Annotated in this window: 17 protein-coding genes; 3 read left to right on the top strand and 14 right to left on the bottom strand. The window is 67.5% G+C overall.

Annotated elements, in window-relative coordinates; all coding sequences use genetic code 11:
• Window positions 1–157 precede the first annotated feature (157 nt).
• Window positions 158–1,714 carry a methyl-accepting chemotaxis protein gene (locus ASD71_RS20090; RefSeq protein WP_056568689.1) on the top strand — a complete coding sequence of 519 codons (1,557 nt, stop codon included), beginning with the start codon at window positions 158–160 and terminating at the stop codon, window positions 1,712–1,714.
• On the opposite strand, the gene ASD71_RS20085 is transcribed toward ASD71_RS20090, so the two are convergent.
• The 9 genes from ASD71_RS20085 to kdpF form a co-directional block, all read right to left on the bottom strand.
• Entirely contained in the window at window positions 1,677–2,576 is a 900-nt protein-coding gene (locus ASD71_RS20085; RefSeq protein WP_056568686.1) for a 4-hydroxy-tetrahydrodipicolinate synthase, read from the bottom strand. The genes ASD71_RS20090 and ASD71_RS20085 overlap by 38 nt on opposite strands.
• 3 nt (window positions 2,577–2,579) lie before the next feature.
• A complete protein-coding gene (locus ASD71_RS20080) occupies window positions 2,580–2,906 on the bottom strand; it encodes a hypothetical protein (protein WP_235512262.1) in 327 nt (108 codons plus the stop codon).
• A gap of 140 nt (window positions 2,907–3,046) precedes the next feature.
• On the bottom strand, window positions 3,047–3,808 hold the full coding sequence (locus ASD71_RS20075) for a TorF family putative porin (RefSeq protein WP_056568684.1): 762 nt from the start codon (window positions 3,806–3,808) through the stop codon (window positions 3,047–3,049).
• Between the two features lie 117 nt (window positions 3,809–3,925).
• Window positions 3,926–4,618, bottom strand: coding sequence for a two-component system response regulator KdpE (kdpE, locus tag ASD71_RS20070; protein ID WP_056568681.1), 693 nt, complete (start codon window positions 4,616–4,618; stop codon window positions 3,926–3,928).
• 9 nt (window positions 4,619–4,627) lie between these two features.
• Window positions 4,628–7,423 carry a sensor histidine kinase KdpD gene (locus tag ASD71_RS20065; protein ID WP_056568679.1) on the bottom strand — a complete coding sequence of 932 codons (2,796 nt, stop codon included), beginning with the start codon at window positions 7,421–7,423 and terminating at the stop codon, window positions 4,628–4,630.
• Between the two features lie 51 nt (window positions 7,424–7,474).
• On the bottom strand, window positions 7,475–8,083 hold the full coding sequence (gene kdpC, locus ASD71_RS20060; protein ID WP_056568676.1) for a potassium-transporting ATPase subunit KdpC: 609 nt from the start codon (window positions 8,081–8,083) through the stop codon (window positions 7,475–7,477).
• 49 nt (window positions 8,084–8,132) lie between these two features.
• Entirely contained in the window at window positions 8,133–10,316 is a 2,184-nt protein-coding gene (kdpB, locus tag ASD71_RS20055) for a potassium-transporting ATPase subunit KdpB (protein ID WP_056568673.1), read from the bottom strand.
• Between the two features lie 21 nt (window positions 10,317–10,337).
• Window positions 10,338–12,116 carry a potassium-transporting ATPase subunit KdpA gene (gene kdpA / locus ASD71_RS20050; protein WP_056568670.1) on the bottom strand — a complete coding sequence of 593 codons (1,779 nt, stop codon included), beginning with the start codon at window positions 12,114–12,116 and terminating at the stop codon, window positions 10,338–10,340.
• Window positions 12,116–12,205 (bottom strand): K(+)-transporting ATPase subunit F, encoded by a 90-nt coding sequence (gene kdpF, locus ASD71_RS20045; RefSeq protein ID WP_056568667.1) that lies wholly within the window; start codon window positions 12,203–12,205, stop codon window positions 12,116–12,118. The genes kdpA and kdpF overlap by 1 nt, the downstream gene beginning before the upstream one ends.
• A gap of 736 nt (window positions 12,206–12,941) precedes the next feature.
• Between kdpF and ASD71_RS20040 the strand changes: the two genes are divergently transcribed.
• Together ASD71_RS20040 and ASD71_RS20035 are read left to right on the top strand one after the other, a co-directional pair.
• A complete protein-coding gene (locus ASD71_RS20040; RefSeq protein ID WP_056568664.1) occupies window positions 12,942–13,220 on the top strand; it encodes a DUF4212 domain-containing protein in 279 nt (92 codons plus the stop codon).
• Window positions 13,220–15,310 carry a sodium:solute symporter family protein gene (locus tag ASD71_RS20035; RefSeq protein ID WP_056568661.1) on the top strand — a complete coding sequence of 697 codons (2,091 nt, stop codon included), beginning with the start codon at window positions 13,220–13,222 and terminating at the stop codon, window positions 15,308–15,310. Before ASD71_RS20040 ends, ASD71_RS20035 begins: the two co-directional genes overlap by 1 nt.
• Here the strand turns inward: ASD71_RS20035 and ASD71_RS20030 are convergent.
• Genes ASD71_RS20030 through trxB form a run of 5 tightly spaced genes read right to left on the bottom strand, consistent with a single transcriptional unit; the run spans window position 15,307 to window position 19,080 of the window.
• The gene (locus ASD71_RS20030; RefSeq protein WP_056568658.1) at window positions 15,307–16,437 is read right to left on the bottom strand and encodes a hypothetical protein; all 1,131 of its coding nucleotides are present in this window, start codon (window positions 16,435–16,437) and stop codon (window positions 15,307–15,309) included. The genes ASD71_RS20035 and ASD71_RS20030 overlap by 4 nt on opposite strands.
• Window positions 16,424–17,137, bottom strand: coding sequence for a hypothetical protein (locus ASD71_RS20025; RefSeq protein ID WP_235512261.1), 714 nt, complete (start codon window positions 17,135–17,137; stop codon window positions 16,424–16,426). The genes ASD71_RS20030 and ASD71_RS20025 overlap by 14 nt, the downstream gene beginning before the upstream one ends.
• Entirely contained in the window at window positions 17,134–17,463 is a 330-nt protein-coding gene (locus ASD71_RS20020; protein ID WP_056568656.1) for a multidrug efflux SMR transporter, read from the bottom strand. The genes ASD71_RS20025 and ASD71_RS20020 overlap by 4 nt, the downstream gene beginning before the upstream one ends.
• The gene (locus ASD71_RS20015) at window positions 17,460–18,134 is read right to left on the bottom strand and encodes a Smr/MutS family protein (protein ID WP_056568653.1); all 675 of its coding nucleotides are present in this window, start codon (window positions 18,132–18,134) and stop codon (window positions 17,460–17,462) included. The genes ASD71_RS20020 and ASD71_RS20015 overlap by 4 nt, the downstream gene beginning before the upstream one ends.
• Window positions 18,121–19,080, bottom strand: coding sequence for a thioredoxin-disulfide reductase (trxB, locus tag ASD71_RS20010; protein WP_056568650.1), 960 nt, complete (start codon window positions 19,078–19,080; stop codon window positions 18,121–18,123). Before trxB ends, ASD71_RS20015 begins: the two co-directional genes overlap by 14 nt.
• Window positions 19,081–19,090 lie beyond the last annotated feature (10 nt).

Here is a 19,090-nt window from a genome sequence, read left to right as displayed (position 1 = left end):
GCCTTGCGTTTTTTTATTGGGCTTGAGCTAGATCAAAGTGACTAGTTAAATTTGAATTCAAACGAAGTTTGAAATAGTATGCTCGCCGGTCACATTACATAAAAAGTCACAAACAGCTAGATATTGTTTCGAGTTGGTGGCGGATGGAAGAGCGTCGATGAGTAACTCCAGCTTGCGTAGGGAACTGTTGTGGTTCGTTTTTGCCATTGGCGCCGCCGTTCTGGCGCTGGGCGTGTGGGACGCCTGGCAGCGCCGTGCCGAAATGATGGACGACCGCAAGGTGGAGCTTCGCCATGTCCTGGACATGGCCGAGGGCATCGTCCGCGGCGGCAAGCTGCGTGTGCGGGAAGGCGTGCCGCTGGCCGAGGCCAAGCGCGACGTCGCGCGCCAGCTCTCGCAGATGCGATATGGCGAGGACGGCTATGTGGGCGCGTTTGGCGACAACTACGATCTGCTGGTGCATCCCGACCCGAAGCTGGTGGGCACGAACGTGCGCGCCACGCGCGACAGCCAGGGGCAGCCGCTCTTTGAAAACCTTTATGCGCAAGGCAAGGCGGGCGGCGGCTATGTGCGCTACCTGTTTCCGCGCCCAGGTTCCGAGGACTCGTTGCCCAAGCTGACCTATGCGGCGTACGACGCGGAATGGGGCTGGCTGATGTTCACGGGCCTGTACGTGGACGACGTGGACGCGGCGTTCTACGGCACGCTGTGGCGGCAGGGCAGCGTGACGCTGGCGCTGTTGGCCCTGGTGCTGACCGCTGCGCTGCGCTTTTTCAGCACGCACATTCTGCGGCCGTTGAACGAGGCGGTGGCGGTGTGCGAGCGCGTGGCCAATGGCGACCTGTCCGGCGGCATCGCGCGCCATCACCGTGGCGAGATCGGCCGGCTGTTCGACGCGATGGCGCGGATGCAGCAGCGGCTGGACGCCGCGGTGCGCAGCATCGTGCATTCCACCGCGTCGATCGCGGCCGCGTCGCGCCAGATTGCCGCAGGCAGCGTGGACCTGTCCGACCGCACTGAAAGGCAGGCCGCCGCATTGGAGCAGACCGCGGCAAGCGTGGAAGAAATCACCGCCACGGCCCGCCAAAGCGCCGAGCACGTGCGCGAGGTCAGCGCGTTGGCCGGCGAGGCAGCGCGACTGGCGCGGCAGGGCAGCGACGAAACGCAGCACGCCATCGATGCCATGCGCGAGATCTCGCACAGTTCACAGCGCATCGACGAGATCATCCGCCTGATCGACGTGATCGCGTTTCAGACCAATATCCTGGCGCTGAACGCCGCCGTCGAAGCCGCACGGGCGGGCGAACAGGGGCGCGGGTTTGCCGTGGTGGCCGGCGAAGTGCGGGCGTTGGCGCAGCGGTCCGCCACCGCCGCCAAGGAGATCAAGACGCTGATCGAAGCGTCGTCCGAATCCGTGGCGCGCGGCAGCCAGCGCGTGGAACAGGCGAGCGCCACGATGGGCAGCGTGCTGGAATCGGCAGCTACCAGCGCGCCGCTGATGAGCGAGATTGCCACGGCGTCCAGCGAACAGAGCGCGGGCATCGAGCAGATCAACGTGACCGTGACGCATCTGGACGAGGCGACCCAGCAGAACGCTGCGCTGGTAGAGGAGTTTGCGGCGTCTGCCGCCGCGTTGCACGGTCAGGCGGGCGACCTGGCCCGCGCCGTGTCGATCTTCAGGCTGTCTGCAGCCGGTCAGCCGATGCCGGGATAAGGCTCATGGCGCGCCGCAGCTTCGCGCCCAGTTCGCGGCTGGCGGGCATCATGGGCAGGCGCAGCTCGTCGCAGACGAGGCCCTGCATGGCCAGCGCGCGCTTGAGCGGCGCGGGATTGGGTTCGCTGAACAGCAGCCGGATCAGGGGGCGCAAGGGGTCGAAGCATTCGCGCGCGGCGTCGGTCTGGCCGGCTTGCGCAAGCTGCATCAGTTCGACAAAGCGCTCCGGAAACAGGTGTGCGGCGGCCGGAATGGCGCCGCGCCCGCCCGCCAGGAAATGATCCAGCAAAGCCAGGTCCTCGCCGCACAGCGCGTTGAGCCTGTCTCGCGCATTCAAGGCGGCCAGCACGGCGGGATTGCATTCCTTGACCGCGCCGAAGTTGGGCAGCGCCGCCAGCGCTTCCATCGTCTCGACCGTCATGGCGACGCCGGCGCGCTTCGGGATGTTGTACAGAATGATCGGGCGCTCGGTGGCCCATGCGATCTGCCGGTAATGCCACAGGATGCCGGCTTGCGACGGCCCCAGGTAGTACGGCGGCGGCGCCAGGTAGCCGGCGGGCGCGTAGCGGTCCAGCCGGCGCACCGCGGCGGCCACGCCCCGCGTGTCGACGCCGCCCACGCCCAGCACCAGCGGCAGGGCATGCGCGTCGCTGGCGATGGCTTCGATCATGTCGGTCTTCTCGGGCATGCTGAGGAGGTTGCCCTCGCCGGTGGAGCCAAAGAGGACCAGCCCGGCGATGCCGGCGTTGCGGTAGTAGCGGGCCAGCGCCTGCGCGGCGTCCAGGTCCACGTGGCCGCCGCGCATGGGCGTCACCATCGGCAGCCACAGGCCTTCGAATGCGGGGTTGGCAAGGGTGTCCATGGCTCATCGCTCCGTGATGGCGGTGGCCGGGCGTGCCGGGCCGAATTCGGCGCAGGGCAGGCCGCGCATGATCGCGGCCATCATGGCGTCCAGTTCGCCGCGTTCGCATTGCAGCTCGAGCGTGCTTTGGGCGTGCGCGTGGTCGACCGACAGCAGGTAGACCCCGATGCGATCGCCCAGTGCGCGGTGCAAGGCCAGCCGCACGTTCAAGGCGTCCAGCGTATCGATGCGCACGGTCAGCGCGATCAGGCTGCATTGCGGCTTTGGCGCGGGCTGGGATGCAAGCGTGGCGTCGATGGGGGCCTGGCGGCGGTACGGTCGGGGAATCATGGCGGTGTGGGGGCGGGGCCGAAGGCGGCGACCCGCGTATCCGGTGGGTTGACGACGATTCCACTATAGGAACGGCGCCGTAAATCCTGCCGATAAATGCGGGCGCGCGGTGTAAAAACGGCGTCAACGGCCGCGGCCTTTCAGAACGTCTTGGTCAGCGACAAGAGGCCCGTGGCGCGGCCCATGTCGCGGCCGCGCATATTGGTGTAGACCGCGCGGTCGGCGTTGGTGTCCAGATAGGCCAGCGAGACCGATAACCCCTGGCCGAAGTCCTTGGTCACGCCCAGCTTCCAATCCGTGTAGGAGCCGTTATCGACATTGCGCACGATCTGGCGGCCCGCATGGACGTTGACGACGAGACCCCAGACGCCGGTATCGAAGTTGCCGGACAGGTCGAAGTATTGGCTGTACTTGCTGTCGGCAAAGCCGAACAGGTTGGTCAGCGCAAGGGAGTACTTGAACATGACCGGGCCGTAGCCGATGCCGGCGTAGAGTTCGGTGGTGTCGGGACTGGTGTAGCCCGACGGATAGTCGCCCGGGTAGTAGTACTGCAGCACGCCCAGGTCCACGGGCACGTTGTCCGTGAGATTGCCCTTGTAGCCGCCGTAGAAGTCCATTTCCACCGGCGCGGAGACGTCGCTGTTGCTGTCGTTCAGCCAGCTGATGCTGGAATTCCAGTTGCCCAGGTAAAAGCCGCTGGCGTGCGCGAGGTCGAAGCCGCCTTGAATGGCCGGCTTGTTGTTGGTCTGCATGAGGCCGCGATAGCGGTACTGGCTGGCAAGCGTGACGTTGGCCGTCAAGGAGTAGGGCGACGCGGCATCGGCGGCGCTGGGGGCGTCGGCGGCTTGCGCCGCGGGAATGAGGGAAAGCAGCGCCAGCGCGGCGAGGGTGTTGCGGGGCATGTGAAGCCTCCTGGTGTTGAGCGGACCGCAACAATAGGAGGATCGGCATAAAGGGCGAGACAAGACTCGCGCCCTGCGCGTAAAGCGGGTATCAAAACCGGCATCGAGCGCGCGCGCTCAGCCCGCGAAGCGGTATCCGACGCCGATCTCCGTCACAAGGAACACAGGCTGCGCCGGGTCGGCTTCGAGCTTCTGGCGCAGATGGCCCATGTAGATCCGCAGGTAGTGATTGCTTTCGACATGGGACGGGCCCCACACCTGCCGCAGCAGCTCGCGGTGCGTCATGACCTTGCCGCGATGGGCCAGCAGCGCCGCGAGCAGGCGGTACTCCATCGCGGTCAGGTGCACGTGCTGGCCGGCGCGCTCCACCACGCGCCGCGAAAAGTCGACGCGCACGTCGCCAAACGCGATCTCGGCCGCGTTGCCCGCGCCGCCGCGGCCGTGGCGGCGCAGCAGCACACGCAGGCGGGCCAGCAGTTCGCTCACCCCGAAAGGCTTGGCCAGGTAGTCGTCGGCGCCCGCGTCCAGCGCCGCCACCTTGTCGGCCTCGGCGCTGCGTGCGGACAGCACCAGCACCGGCACCTCGGTCCAGCCGCGCAGCTCGCGGATCAGCGTCATGCCGTCGTCGTCGGGCAGGCCCAGGTCGAGCACGATGGCATCGGGCTGGCGGGTGCCGGCCTCGATCAAGCCGCGCTTGACGGTGTCGGCCTCGTGCACCACGCAGCCTTCGCTTTCCAGGGCCTGGCGGACGAACCGCCGGATGTTGGCGTCGTCTTCGATGATGAGGACTATGGGCTGGAAATCGAACATGGCGCGGACTCAGGCGGTTTCGGGTTGGATCTGGGGCGGAGCGCCCAGCGGCAGGCTGAAGACGAATTGCGCGCCGCTGGCCTGGCCCGGCGCGTGCTCGACCCAGATGCGGCCGTGATGGGCGGCGACGATGGCTTCGCACACCGCCAGTCCCAGGCCGACGCCGGGGGTGGCGGATTCGCGTTCGCCACGCGTAAATTTTTCGAAGATGCGGCGCTCGGCGCCGGGCGCGACACCGGGACCGTTGTCGGCGACGGCCACGCGCATTTCCGCCTCATGCGCTTCGCTCTCATGCACGAAGGCATGGATGCGCAACGTGCTGCCGGCGGGCGTGTATTTGCCCGCGTTCTCCAGCAGGTTGCACAGCACGCGTTCGATCAGCACGCCGTCGCACTCCACCAGCGGCAGTGACGATAGCGGAGCGATCTCGATCCTGTGGCCCGCCAGCGGTTCACGCATGGCCGCCAGCGCGGCGCCGACCAGCTCTTCGATGGATTGCCACTCCATGCGCAGCGGCGCGTCGCGGCTTTGCAGCCGCGCCATGTCCAGCAGATTGACGACCAGCGCGTGCATGCGCTGCGCCTGATCGCGCATGGCGCGCACGGTGTCCTGCACGCCATCGGGCAGCTTGTGCTGCTGGCGCATCAGCGTATCGGTCATGCCGACCAGGCTGGTCAGCGGCGTGCGCAGGTCGTGCGACACCGCGGCAAGCAGCGAGTTGCGCAGCTTTTCGGATTCCATGCTGACCACCGCCTGCTGCGCGACTTCGACGTAGTGCAGGCGTTCGAGCGCAATGGCGATGAGGGTGGCGTACGCCTCGACCTGGCGGCGCGTGTCGGGATTCGTGTAGAGGCTGCGCCGCGGGGCGTCCAGCACCAGCACGCCCCGCGTGCGCATGGGCGCCTTGAGCGGCAGGTACAGCAACGCGCTGTTGGACAGGGTGGCCGTTCCCGCGCCCGCGGGCTGGCCGTGGTCGTAGACCCACTGCGCCAGCGCCGATTCCGGCGCGGGGGTGTCGCCGTTGGCGGGCGAGGCGAGCTTCAGGCGGTCGTCCAGGCCCAGGATGTAGAGCGAGCAGCGCGCGCCGAACGTGGCATGCACAAACGATCCGGCCAGCGCGACGATCTGCTCGGGCAGCAGCGCGGACGACAGTTCGCGCGCGAATTCGTAGAGGCTGCGTGCGTCGGCCTCGCGCTTGACCGAGGCCTGTGCCTGCAGCCGCAGGCCGGCGGTCAGCTGGCCGATCAGCAACCCCACGCCGAGCAGCACGCCGAAGGTCAGCAGGTACTGCACGTCCGACACCGCGAACGACGACAACGGCTGAACGAAGAAAAAGTCGAACAGTCCCACGCTGACCACAGACGCCAGCGCGGCGGGCCCCCGCCCGTGGCGCAGCGCCACCGCGGCCACCGCCAGCAAAAAGAGCATGACGATGTTGGTCTGGTGCAAGGTCGGGAAGGCAAGCGCCGACAGTGCCGTGGCCACGGCGCAATAGCAGAGCGCCCACGCATAGCCCGCCAGCGGCCGCGCCCCGCGTTCGTCGCCGGAAGGGCGGCGGCCCAGCGTGAACGGATCGCGCCCGGGCGGCGCAGGCGCGGGCACCGGGGGCGCGCCCAGCCGGATGATGTCGATCTCCGGGCAGCCGGCAGCCAGCATGTCGGCAAAGCTGTGGCGCCGCCACAACCAGCCCGGCGACATGATGGCGGTGAGCAGCGCGGTCAGCGACAGCCGCAGCCGCTGCCAACCGCCGGCGCGGGTGCGGCCCACGATCGCCTTCGTGATGTTGTGGCGGCGGACGTAGCGGACGACGGCATCGACCATGTCGCCGCCCGCCAGCGTCTCGGTGCGCGCGCCCAGCGCGTCGGCCAGCGCCAGGCCGTGCTGCAGCCGGTCGACCTCGGCGGCAGCGGGCGGCGCGGCGCGCGGCGTGTCGATGGTGACGACGTGCAGATCGCAATCGAGCTGCTGGCTCATGCGATGGGCGCTGCGGATCACGTACTCGGCATCGGCGTCGGAGCCGATGCAGGCGACTATCGCTTCGCGCGTGCGCCACACCGGTTCGATGGCGCGATCGCGGCGGTAGGCCTGCACGTCGTCGTCCACGTGCTCGGCGGTGCGGCGCAGCGCCAGTTCGCGCAGCGCGATCAGATTGCCCTTGCGAAAGAAGTTGCGGGCCGCGTGGCGGGCCTGCTCGGGCAGGTAGACCTTGCCTTCCTTCAGGCGGCGCAGCAGTTCGTCGGCCGACAGGTCAACCAGGATGACCTCGTCGGCCGCGTCGAACACGTCGTCGGGCACCGTTTCCCAGACGCGCACGCCCGTGATGCTGCCGACGGCCTCGTTCAGGCTGTCCAGGTGCTGCACGTTCAGCGTCGTCCAGACGTCGATGCCGGCAGCCAGCAGTTCCTGGATGTCCTGCCAGCGCTTGGCGTGGCGCGAGCCCGGGGCGTTGGAATGGGCCAGCTCATCGACCAGCACGAGGGCGGGGCGGCGCAGCAGGGCGCCATCCAGGTCGAATTCCTTGAGCGTGTGGCCGCGGTAAGCGACGTCCTTGAGCGGCAGGACCGGCAGGCCGTCGAGCAGCGTCGCGGTTTCGCGGCGGCCGTGGGTTTCGACGATGCCGGCGAGCACGTCCGTGCCCTGTGCCGCCTGCGCGCGCGCCGCCGCCAGCATGGCGTAGGTCTTGCCCACGCCGGCCGACGACCCGAAGTACACGCGCAGCTTGCCGCGCACCGCCTGGCGCTCGGCGTCGTCCAGGGTCTTCAAGAGCGCGTCCGGATCGGGACGCTCGCCAGCGATGTCAGCCATGAACGCGCAAGGGAGGGGAGGAAACGGCTGGCAATACTATACGCCGCCGCATCAGCGCGCCACGCGCAGCTTGTCCAGCGCCAGGTTCAGCGTCAGCACGTTGACCGCGGGGTCGCCCAGCACGCCCAGCCACGGGGCGGCGGTGTGAGCCCGGATCAGCGCATCGACCTCGCTGCGCGGCAGGTCGCGGGCGCGCGCCACGCGGCCGGCCTGGTACGCCGCGGCCGCCGGGCTGATGTGCGGATCCAGCCCGCTGCCCGACGCGGTGATCAGGTCGACCGGAACGGGCGCCGCATTGTCCGGATCGGCCGCCTTCAGGGCCGCAATGCGCGCTTCGATGGCCCCGGCCAGCGCGGGGTTGCGCGGACCGAGATTCGAGCCGCCGGAGGCCGCGGCGTTGTACGGCATGGGCGCCGTGGCCGACGGGCGGCCCCAGAAGTATTGCGGCGAGGTGAACGATTGGCCGATCCATTCCGAACCGATCACCTTGCCGTCCTGCTCGATCAGCGAGCCGGCGGCCTGGTGCGGGAATACGGCAGACGCGATGCCGGTGGTCAGGAAGGGATACGCCAGGCCGGTGACGAGCGACAGCGCGGCGAAGAGGGTCAGCGCGGGGCGCAGGAGGCCGCCTTGGCGCGGCGTGGCAGATGCGGGGGTCATGAGGAATTCCTTTGCGTTGAGGGACGGGGGCTAAGGTGGCGCGAGGCCTTTACGCCCAGCCCAGTGCTGCGAGCACCATGTCGACCAGCTTGATGCCGGCAAACGGCACCAAGAGACCGCCCAGGCCGTAGATGAGGAGGTTGCGGCGCAGGAGCACCGAGGCGCCGAGCGGGCGGTAGCGCACGCCCTTCAAGGCCAGCGGGATCAGCACCACGATGATCAGCGCGTTGAAGATCACGGCTGACAGGATCGCCGAGGACGGCGTGGCAAGACCCATGATGTTCAGCACGTCGAGCTGCGGATAGACCGTGGCGAAGGCGGCGGGGATGATGGCGAAGTATTTGGCGACGTCGTTGGCCACGCTGAACGTGGTCAGCGCGCCTCGCGTCATCAGCATCTGCTTGCCGATCTCGACGATTTCGATGAGCTTGGTCGGATTGGAATCCAGGTCCACCATGTTCCCGGCTTCCTTGGCGGCCTGCGTGCCCGAATTCATCGCCACCGCCACGTCGGCCTGCGCCAGCGCGGGCGCGTCGTTGGTGCCGTCACCTGTCATGGCGACCAGGCGGCCTTCCGATTGGTAGTTGCGGATGAGCTTGAGCTTGGCCTCGGGCGTGGCTTCGGCCAGGAAATCGTCCACGCCCGCCTCGGCCGCGATGGACGCGGCGGTCAGCTTGTTGTCGCCGGTGATCATCACGGTCTTGATGCCCATGCGGCGCAGTTCGGCAAACCGCGACTGGATGCCGGGCTTGACGATGTCCTTGAGCTCGACCACGCCCAGCGCGCGGTTGCCGTCGCTGACCATCAGCGGCGTGCTGCCGCGGCGTGCCACGTCTTCGGCCAGGCGCAGGGCCTCGGCCGGCACGGTGGCGTCCTGAGCGGCCAGCCAGGCCTGGATCGCGTCGACCGCGCCCTTGCGGATCTGGCGCTCGCCCAGGTCGACGCCGCTCATGCGCGACTGCGCGGTGAACGGCACGAATTCGATGCCGGTCATGCGGGGGGCGGGCGCATGGATGGCCTTGTCCGCCAGCGCCACGATGCTGCGGCCTTCCGGCGTCTCGTCGGCCAGCGACGCGAGGCGCGCGGCGTCCGCCAGTTCGCGCGCAGACACGCCGGGCGCGGGCAGGAAGGTGGAGGCCTGGCGGTTGCCGAAGGTGATGGTGCCGGTCTTGTCCAGCAGCAGCACGTCGACGTCGCCCGCAGCTTCGACCGCGCGGCCCGACGTGGCGATGACGTTGGCGCTCATCATGCGGCTCATGCCGGCCACGCCGATGGCGGACAACAGGCCGCCGATGGTCGTGGGAATCAGGCAGACCAGCAGCGCCACCAGCACGGTCACCGTGACCGCGGCGCCGCCGCCCGCGGCCGAGACGGCGTAGAGCGAGAAGGGCATCAGCGTGACGACGACCAGCAGGAAGACCACGGTCAGGCCTACCAGCAGAATGGTCAGCGCAAGCTCGTTGGGCGTCTTCTGGCGCTTGGCGCCTTCGACCATCGAAATCATGCGGTCCAGGAAGCTTTCGCCGGGATCGGCGGCAATGCGCACGAAGATCCAGTCCGACAGCACGCGCGTGCCGCCGGTGACGGACGAAAAATCGCCGCCCGACTCGCGGATGACGGGCGCGGATTCGCCGGTGATGGCGCTTTCGTCGACCGAGGCGACGCCGGCGATGACCAGGCCGTCGCCGGGCACGGTGTCGCCGGCTTCGACCAGCACGACGTCGCCGCGGCGCAGCAGGCCCGAGGGCTGGCTGACCGCCTTGCCGCGCCATTGCGCGGGGTCGGCATCCGCCGCATCGGCGTCGCGAAAGCCCTTGAGCAGGCGCGCGTCGATGGTGGTGCGCAGGCCGCGCAGCGTTGCTGCCTGCTGCTTGCCTCGCCCTTCGGCCAGCGCTTCGGCGAAGTTGGCGAACAGCACGGTGAACCACAGCCAAACGGTGATACCCAGGATGAATCCCGGCGGCGCCTCGGCCTGGCCGCGTAGGGCCATGATCCACAAGACGGTGGTAAGCAGGCTGCCCACGTAGACCACGAACATCACGGGGTTCTTGAGCTGCGCGGCGGGCGACAGCTTGCGCAGGCTGTCGACGATGGCGGGGCCGACCAGCGCGCGGGACCACATGCCGAAGGCAGGCGCCGCGTCAGGACGACCCGCGACAGGCTGCGCGGCCGCAGCGGGCGCCCGGGCAGCGCTGCTGCCCGGGCCGGAGGTTTCCATTTCAATCTTGGCCATATTCTTTCCTAGCCTGTTGCATCAGGGTTGCAGGTGTTCCGCGACCGGGCCGAGGGCCAGTGCGGGCACGTAGGTGAGGGCGCCGACCAGCAGCACCGCGCCGATCAGCAGCGTCACGAAGAGCGGGCCGGTGGTGGGCATGCTGCCGGGCCCGGCGGGCAGCCGGCGCTTGGCGGCCAGCGACCCGGCCATGGCCAGCACGGCGACAATCACGGCGAAACGGCCGAACCACATCGCGATGCCCAGCAGCACGTTGTAGAAGGGCGTGTTCGCCGACAGCCCGGCGAAGGCGCTGCCGTTGTTGTTGGCGGCCGACGAGAGCGCGTAGAGGATTTCCGAGAAGCCGTGGATGCCCGGGTTGAGCACGCCGGCCTGGCCGGCCGTCACGGACACGGCCAACGCCGTGCCGCCCAGCACGAGCAGCGGGGTGGCCAGGATGACGATGGACACCATCTTCATGTCGAAGGCTTCGATCTTCTTGCCCAGGTACTCGGGCGTGCGTCCGATCATCAGCCCGGCGATGAAGACGCCCAGGATCGCAAAGGCCAGCATGCCGTACAGCCCCGAGCCCACGCCGCCGTACACGACTTCGCCAAGTTGCATCAGCAGCATCGGCGACAGGCCGCCCATCGCCGACAGCGAGTCGTGCATGCCGTTCACCGCGCCGCAGGAGGCTGCGGTGGTGATCGTGGCAAACAACGAGGTGGCGGCAATGCCGAAGCGCGTCTCCTTGCCTTCCATGTTGCCGCCGGGTGTCACGGACCCGGCCTGGGCGGCCATCGGGTTGGGCTGCTGCTCAAAGTACGCGGTGGACAGCGTGAAGACGGCAAACAGCACCGTCATCGCCGCCAGGATCGCGATGCCCTGGCGCCGGCTGCCCACCATCTCGCCGAAGGTGAAGCACAGGGCGGCGGGGATGGCCAGGATCGCCAGCATCTGCAGGAAGTTCGACAGGGGCGTGGCGTTTTCAAAGGGATGCGCCGAGTTGGCGTTGAAAAAGCCGCCGCCGTTGGTGCCCAGCAGCTTGATCGCTTCCTGAGACGCCACCGGCCCCATGGCGATGGACTGCGTGCGCGTCGTGACCGGGTCGGTGACCGCCGCACCGGCAGCGTCCAGCACCGGCTGGCCTTGCGCGTCCAGGCGAGGCGCGTCGTACTGCAGCGCTTCGACCGTCTGCACTTCCTGGTAGGCGCTGAAGTTCTGGATCACGCCCTGGCTGACCAGGGCCAGCGCCAGCACGAGTGACAGCGGCAGCAGCACATACAACGTGCAGCGGACCATGTCGGCCCAGAAGTTGCCCACCGTGGCGGAGCAGTGCCGCGCCAGCCCGCGTATCAGGGCGAACAGCACGGCAATGCCGGTCGCCGCGGACACAAAGTTCTGCACGGTCAGCGCCAGCATCTGCGTCAGGTAGCTCATCGTGGATTCGCCACCATAACCCTGCCAATTGGTGTTGGTGACGAAGCTGATGGCGGTATTCAGCGCGGAATCGGGCGACACGGCGCCCAGGCCCGCGGGGTTCAGCGGCAACAGCCCCTGCACGCGCTGCAGCGTATAGACGGCGGCAATGCCCACCAGGTTGAAGACCAGCACGGCGGCGGCATAACGCTTCCAGCCCATCTCCGCCTGCGGGTCGATGCCCGCCAGCCGGTAAATGCCGCGCTCAATCGGCCGGCCCCAGGCGGTCAGCCGGGATCGGCCGTCTTCCATGGCGATGCGGATGTAGCGGCCCAGCACGGGGGCGATCGCAAGCAGGACTGCCAGGTACAGGACCAGCAGCCCGACGAATTCGGGGGTCATCAGAATTTCTCCGGTTTGAACAGCGCGCCCAGCAGGTACACGAACAGGAATGCGGCCGTCAGGCCGCTCAGCCAGTAGAGCCAGCTCATGGCTGGTCTCCGGAGGACAAGGCGTCGCAGAACCGGACAAGGGCCCAGGTCAGCCCGGCCATCACGGTGAAGATGGCGCTATAGATGAGATCCACGTTTTTTCTCCCCGGGAGGCATGCTCCCTTCGAACAGGCCTGCGCGGCAGAAAGCGGATGCGCGCCGGGCAGGCGAGGTAACCATTCAGGACACCGGCAGGTTACGGAGCAGGGGGTAAAAACGGGGTATAGCTTGGCGGGCAGGGTGTAAACGGCGCGTAAAGATGATCCGGGATGCTGTCGCCTCATGCCCGGAATCGGGCTTTTCGAGATGCACGGACTTGGACGGCCGGGCCATCCGCCATGATCACTATTTGAGCAGCGCTCAAGAATTAGGGCATCCGCCGGGCGGTTTTGGGCGAAAAATCCCAATATTTAGTACGGCGCCCCCAAAATGCACTTATATGGTGCATGGAATATGTAAATGAATGCTCCGTCTTAGGGCATTCCCCTAGTGTGGCATTCCCGCATCTGGTGCAGAATCTCTTCCCATGCAGGTGAGGAGACAAAGCCCTGCATGGGCAAATACCGGCGGCACCGGTACATAAAAAAAGTAAAGCAGTACTCAAAAAAAGCAAACGCACAACGGCTGGCACCAGGAAGTGCCAGCCGTTGTCGCATAAAAAGCCGGCAAATCAAGCTTCAGGGCTTTTCAAGCGCTGCGTTTGGCGATATTCAGATGGGATCTGCTTATCCACGCTATGCCGCAAACGCGCCTTACTCCGTCCCGGACATCCATCACGCCTTACTGGCGCCGCAACCTGCGGCTGATCGTGCTGCTGCTCGTTGTCTGGGCCGCGCTGACATTCGTCCCCTCGTACTTCGCACGCAATCTCTCCTTCGATTTCATCGGCTGGCCCTTCGCCTTCTGGATGGCCGCCTATGGCGCCCCGCTGGCCTACCTGATCATCATCGCCGTCTACGCCCGGGTCATGAATCGCGCCGATGAGCGCGCCGACGAAACCGGGGAGCAGCCCTGATGCCGTTTTTCAGCGGCGATACGCCCCAGGAATTCCGCATCCGGCTGCGGCGCATCTACGTGCTGTACACGGCCGGCTTCGCGCTGATGATCCTGCTGATGGCGCTGGCCGAGATCCTGGGCATGCCGCGCAACTGGATCGGCTATGTGTTCCTGCTGGTCACCGTCAGCCTGTACGCCGGCATCGGCATCGTCTGCCGCACCTCGGATCAGGTCGAATACTACGTCGCGGGCCGGCGCGTGCCGGCCATCTACAACGGCATGGCCACGGCGGCCGACTGGATGTCGGTGGCGTCCTTCATCGGCGTGGCGGGCACGCTGTACCTGACCGGCTACGGCGGGCTGGCCTACATCCTGGGCTGGACGGGCGGGTACGTGCTGGTGGCGATGCTACTGGCGCCGTATCTGCGGCGCTTTGGCCAATACACCATTCCCGATTTCATGGGCGCGCGCTATGGCGGCAACCTGCCTCGGCTGGCCGGCGTTGCATGCGCCATCCTCTGCTCGTTCACCTATCTGGTCGCGCAGATCTACGGCGTGGGCATCATCACCACGCGCATGACGGGGATTTCGTTCGAACTGGGCATCTTCGTGGCGCTGGGCGGGATGCTGGTCTGTTCGTTCCTGGGCGGAATGCGGGCCGTGACGTGGACGCAGGTCGGCCAGTACATCATCCTGGTCATCGCGTATCTCGTGCCGGTGATCTGGCTGTCGGTCAAACACACCAACATGCCATTGCCGCAGCTGTCGGGCGGGGCGGTGCTGCAGCAGGTGACCGAAAAAGAGGTCTACCTGCAAAACGATCCCTCCGAGATCGAGGTGCGGGGCATCTGGCAGCAGCGCGCCGATGAAATGGGGCGCCGTCTGCAGGCGCTGCCCGAGTCCTGGACGCTGGAAAAGGACAAGCTGCGCAGCCGGCTGGCCCAGTTGAACGCGGGCGATGCGCCCATGGTCGAGATCCGGTCGGCCGAGCGCGAACTGGCTGCCTACCCGCCCACCGTCGAGGACGCGCGCGCCACGTGGTCGCAGGCCAAGGCAACCTTCGAGGCCCGGGCCGCGCCGCCCACGCCGCATGCCGAACCGTTCCCCGCGAAAGACCCCGAGGAACGCAGGAACATGCGCATCAATTTCCTGGCGATGGTGCTGTGCCTGATGCTGGGCACCGCCGGCATGCCGCACATCCTGATGCGCTCATACACGACGCCGTCCGTCATCGAGGCGCGCAAATCGGTGTGCTGGTCGCTGCTGTTCATTCTGCTGCTGTATTTCATGGCGCCCGCGCTGGCGCTGCTGGTCAAGTTCGAAATCTATACCCAGGTCGTGGGCTCGAATTTCCTCAGCCTGCCCAACTGGGTGCATGCCTGGAGCGCGGTCGACACCAATCTGCTCGACGTCAGCGACATCAACCGCGATGGCGTCGTGCAGCTCAGCGAAATCAGCATGGGGGCGGACGTGGTGGTGCTGGCCATGCCCGAGATCGGCGGGCTGCCCTACGTGATTTCGGGGCTGGTCGCGGCGGGCGGGCTGGCGGCGGCGTTGTCCACGGCCGACGGCCTGTTGCTGACGCTGTCCAATTCCCTGTCGCACGACATGTGGTACCGCGTCGTGTCGCCGCGCATGTCGGCGGCGCGCCGGGTGATGGTGTCCAAGATCCTGCTGCTGGTGGTGGCGTTTGGTGCGGCGTGGGTCGCGGCACGCAAGCCCGCGGACATCCTGTTCATGGTGTCGGCCGCGTTTTCGTTCGCGGCCTCGTCATTCTTTCCGGCGCTGGTCATGGGCGTGTTCTGGCGGCGCGCGAACAAATGGGGCGCCACGCTGGGCATGGCGGCCGGGCTAGCCGTGACGTTTGCCTACATGACGCACACGCATCCGTGGCTGCGGGAATCGGTGCTCGGCATCGCGCGTACGCAGCCGGTGGATCTGTGGTGGGGCATCCAGCCCATCGCGGCCGGCGTGTTCGGTGCGCCGGTGGCGTTTCTGACGATCGTGGTGGTGTCGCTGCTGACGCCGCCGCCCGATCGGGCCACGTTGGCACTGGTGGATTACCTGCGTAATCCGGACGCGCGTCACCCGCAGCCAGACAACACTTAGGGCGCGGGGCAGGCGGCCGGGCGGCGGTCTTCGGGATCGGCGCAGGCTGCCCAGGCGGCGTCGGGCATCGCCTGCAACAGCGTCACGACCTGACCCGGCGCCCAGAGCCACTGCACACCGCCGGGCGCGCGGCCCGCTGCCTTCCAGATACGCTGGCGGGCGTCGGCGCTCAGGTCAAAGCGCCCATTGGCGCCGCTGTTGCCGCTGGCCAGCACGGACGACGGATCGCGCTTGGCGTCGTAGACATCGGCGTCGCCGCTCGGCTGTACGATGGCCCAGTCGTAGTGGTAGGAGTCCAGCGCCGGCGGTTTCCAGCCGGGGCCGGGCAGCACCAGGATCGGGTGTTCGCCCTGGACAGCGTGATACGGCAATGCTGCCTGCGCGCCCAGGCCGTCTTCGGTGTCGCGGACCGGCCGCAGGTAGCGTTGGGCGGCCTGGCCCTTGGCGTCATGCACGATGACCTCGTTCGCTTCGCCGGTTTCGGGCGCGTGGCGGATGGTTCGCAGCAGGCGGCCCGCGGCGTCATGCACGTAGCGCACTTGCGGACGGGTGGCGCCGTCGCAGGCCCCCTCGGCCAGTTCCGCCAGCCAGCCATTGGCGTCGTAACGCAGGCAATGCCGGACTGGGCGATTCTCGCGGCCATCCCAGGCGCGCGAGCGGATGTCGTAACCGGTCAGCCTGCTGGCCGCGTCATAGCGGAAGCGCGTTTCGTTGTCCGGCATCGGCAGGGTGGGGCCGGGCTTGGCCCGCGCCTCTTCGACCGTGTGCGGGCTGTATTGGGCGATGCCGCAAAGATGCTGGCTGCCGTCCGCGCCGCGCTCGAAGCGCAGCAGGGTGACGCCAATCCGCGCGGCGGGTTCGGCCGCATAGACGGACCAGTCCACGTGTTCTGCCCGGATGACCGGCGTGGCGCGCGGGCCTTCTGGCACCAGGACGGGCGGCAGCCAGCTTCGGATGCGGGAACCGTCCTTGCCCAGCAGCGTATTGGTGTCGTCGAGCCGGACATCGGCGATGACGGTCAGCCTGTCGCCCGCGGCGAGCGGTTGGCACAAGGCCTGCGCAAGCCCGGGCGCCGCGGACAGTGCGGCCAGGGCAAGCAGGCGCAGGACGAAATCAGTTTGCGGCATTGTGCAGCCACGCAACGAGACCCCACAGCTCGGCGCTGACGCCGCCCAGCCTCAGCGCCCCGTCGCGGGACTCCATCAGCAGGAAGGGATAGGCTTTGCGTTCGAACGTGCCGGCGGGCGGCAGCCGGTAGGGGGTGAAGTGGCCGGACGACAGCAGATAGGTGTTGGTCATGTCGCCAACGTCCACGTGTAGATACCAGACGGCCAGATCCGTGCCCTTGAACGCGGCATCGGCTTCCGGATACGTGCCGCCTTGGCCTGCGGGAATGCCGCTGGCCAGCACGCCCAGGAAGACCGGACGCGGTCCGTATTGCGGGCGGTATTCGCCATCGCCCGTGCGGCGGGTGAAGGCCTCGCGGATGAAGCCGGCGGCTCGCGACCCGGGCACCACGGACTTGTCGAACAGAGCATCGAGTTGCGCGTCGTTCAACGGACCCCGCGCCGCGGCCAGCCGGTCCATGTCCTGCGTGAAAGCGGTCAGCCACGCCCGGTAACGCTTGAGCTCGGCCGCGCGGTCAAAGTCCTGGGCTGAGGCGCTGCCGGCGAAAAGCCCAGCCAGGCACAGGCAGGCCGCCAGCGCGCGGCGCAGAATGCCCTGCGCCAGGATGCCCTGCGCCAGGACGCCCTGCGCCAGGATGCCCTGCGCCAGGATGCCCTGCGCCAGGATGCACCGCGCGAGGACCGCAGCGACCGCCGTCAATGCGAGACGGATTTGGAGAAGACGTTCATCACCACCACGCCGGCGATGATGAGGCCGATGCCGATGAGCGCGGGCGTGTCCAGGTGCTGCTTGAACAGTACCGCGCCCACGATGGAGATCAGCACGATGCCGACGCCGGACCAGATCGCGTAGGCAATGCCCACGGGGATTTCGCGCAGGGTCAGCGACAGGAAATAGAACGAGATCAGGTAGCCGAAGACGGTGATGACGGACGGCACGAGCCGCGTAAAGCCTTCGGAACCCTTGAGCGCGCTGGTGGCGAAGATCTCGGCGACGATCGCCACGCCCAGGTAGAGCCATTTCATTTGCGCGGACCCTCAGACTGCCGCAGCAGCACCAGCAGGGCGCCCGCGCCGCCTTCGCGTTCCGGAGCCTCGGAAAACGCCATGACCTCGGCCTTCTGGACCAGCCAGGTGCGCGCCTTGTCCTTCAGGACCGGCTCCAGGCCTTCCGAGTTGTAACCCTTGCCGTGTACGATGCGCACGCAGCGGATGCCGTGTTCCTGGCATTCGTCCAGAAACGACAGCAGGGCATGGCGAGCCTGCTCGACGCGCAGTCCGTGCAGATCGAGTTCAGCCCCGGCGCGCCATTGGCCGCGGCGCAAGTTGCGCGCGGTGTCGGGCGCCACGTCGCCGCGCACGAAGGCGGTGCCGGCTTCGGACAGCAGATGCGTGATCTCGCCACCGTCCGAGACGCCGGCATCGGCGCGGTTGGGCGTTTCGCCCAGCGCGTTGGCGCGGCGCAGGGCCGGCGCGGGTTCGGCGGCGGGCTTGTGCGTGACGCGTTCCGCGTGCCGGATCGGCGTGACGGACTTCATCGAACGCTTGAACGCCGCGAGATCGTCCTCGGGGGGCGATGCCGCGCGCGCCGGCGCTGCCGCCGCCCGTTGCGGGGCCAGGGCGGCGCGCTCGCGCTCTTCCTGCAGGTCTTTCTTCAGGCGTTTCAGGTCGGCCACGCCGACCTTACTGCCCCGCATTCTCCAACCACCGTTGGGCGTCCAGGGCGGCCATGCAGCCCGTGCCGGCGCTGGTGATGGCCTGGCGGTAGACGTGATCCTGGACGTCGCCGGCGGCAAACACGCCGGGCACCGAGGTCATGGTGGCCATGCCGGACAGGCCGCTCTTGGTGACGATGTAGCCGTCTTTCATTTCGAGCTGGCCCTGGAAGATTTCCGTGTTGGGCTGGTGGCCGATGGCGATGAACGCGCCGGTGACGGCCATGTCTTCAGTCGCGCCGGTGTCCACGTGGCGAACACGCACGCCGGTCACGCCGCTGTCGTCGCCCAGCACTTCTTCCAGCGTGTGGAAGAGCTTGAGCTCCATGTTGCCGTTTTCGACCTTGCTCATGAGCTTGTCGACCAGGATGGGCTCGGCGCGGAACTTGTCGCGGCGGTGGATCAGGGTGACCTTGCGGCAGATGTTGGACAGGTACAGGGCTTCCTCGACGGCGGTATTGCCGCCGCCCACCACGACCACGTCCTGATTGCGGTAGAAGAAACCGTCGCAGGTGGCGCAGCCGGACACGCCGCGGCCCATGAAGGACTGCTCGGACGGCAGGCCCAGGTACTTGGCCGAGGCGCCGGTCGCGATGATCAGGGAGTCGCAGGTGTAGATCTTGCCGGTGTCGCCGGTCAAGGTGAAGGGGCGCTTGGACAGATCGACCTTGGCGATGTGGTCGAACAGCATCTCGGTGTTGAAGCGTTCGGCGTGCTTCTGGAAGCGCTGCATCAGGTCGGGACCCTGCACGCCATCCGCGTCGGCCGGCCAATTGTCGACATCCGTGGTGGTCATGAGCTGGCCGCCTTGGGCCAAACCTGTAACAAGAACAGGGTTCAGATTGGCGCGTGCCGCATAGACGGCCGCCGTGTAACCGGCAGGGCCGGAACCGAGTATCAAAACTTTAGCGTGCGTAGGCGTGGACATGGGCAGGTAT

It is taken from the genome of Achromobacter sp. Root565, assembly GCF_001427425.1.
Lineage (GTDB): Bacteria > Pseudomonadota > Gammaproteobacteria > Burkholderiales > Burkholderiaceae_B > Achromobacter > Achromobacter spanius_D.
Note: the sequence above shows the minus strand (reverse complement) of the source record. Positions and strands in the feature narration are given on the sequence as shown.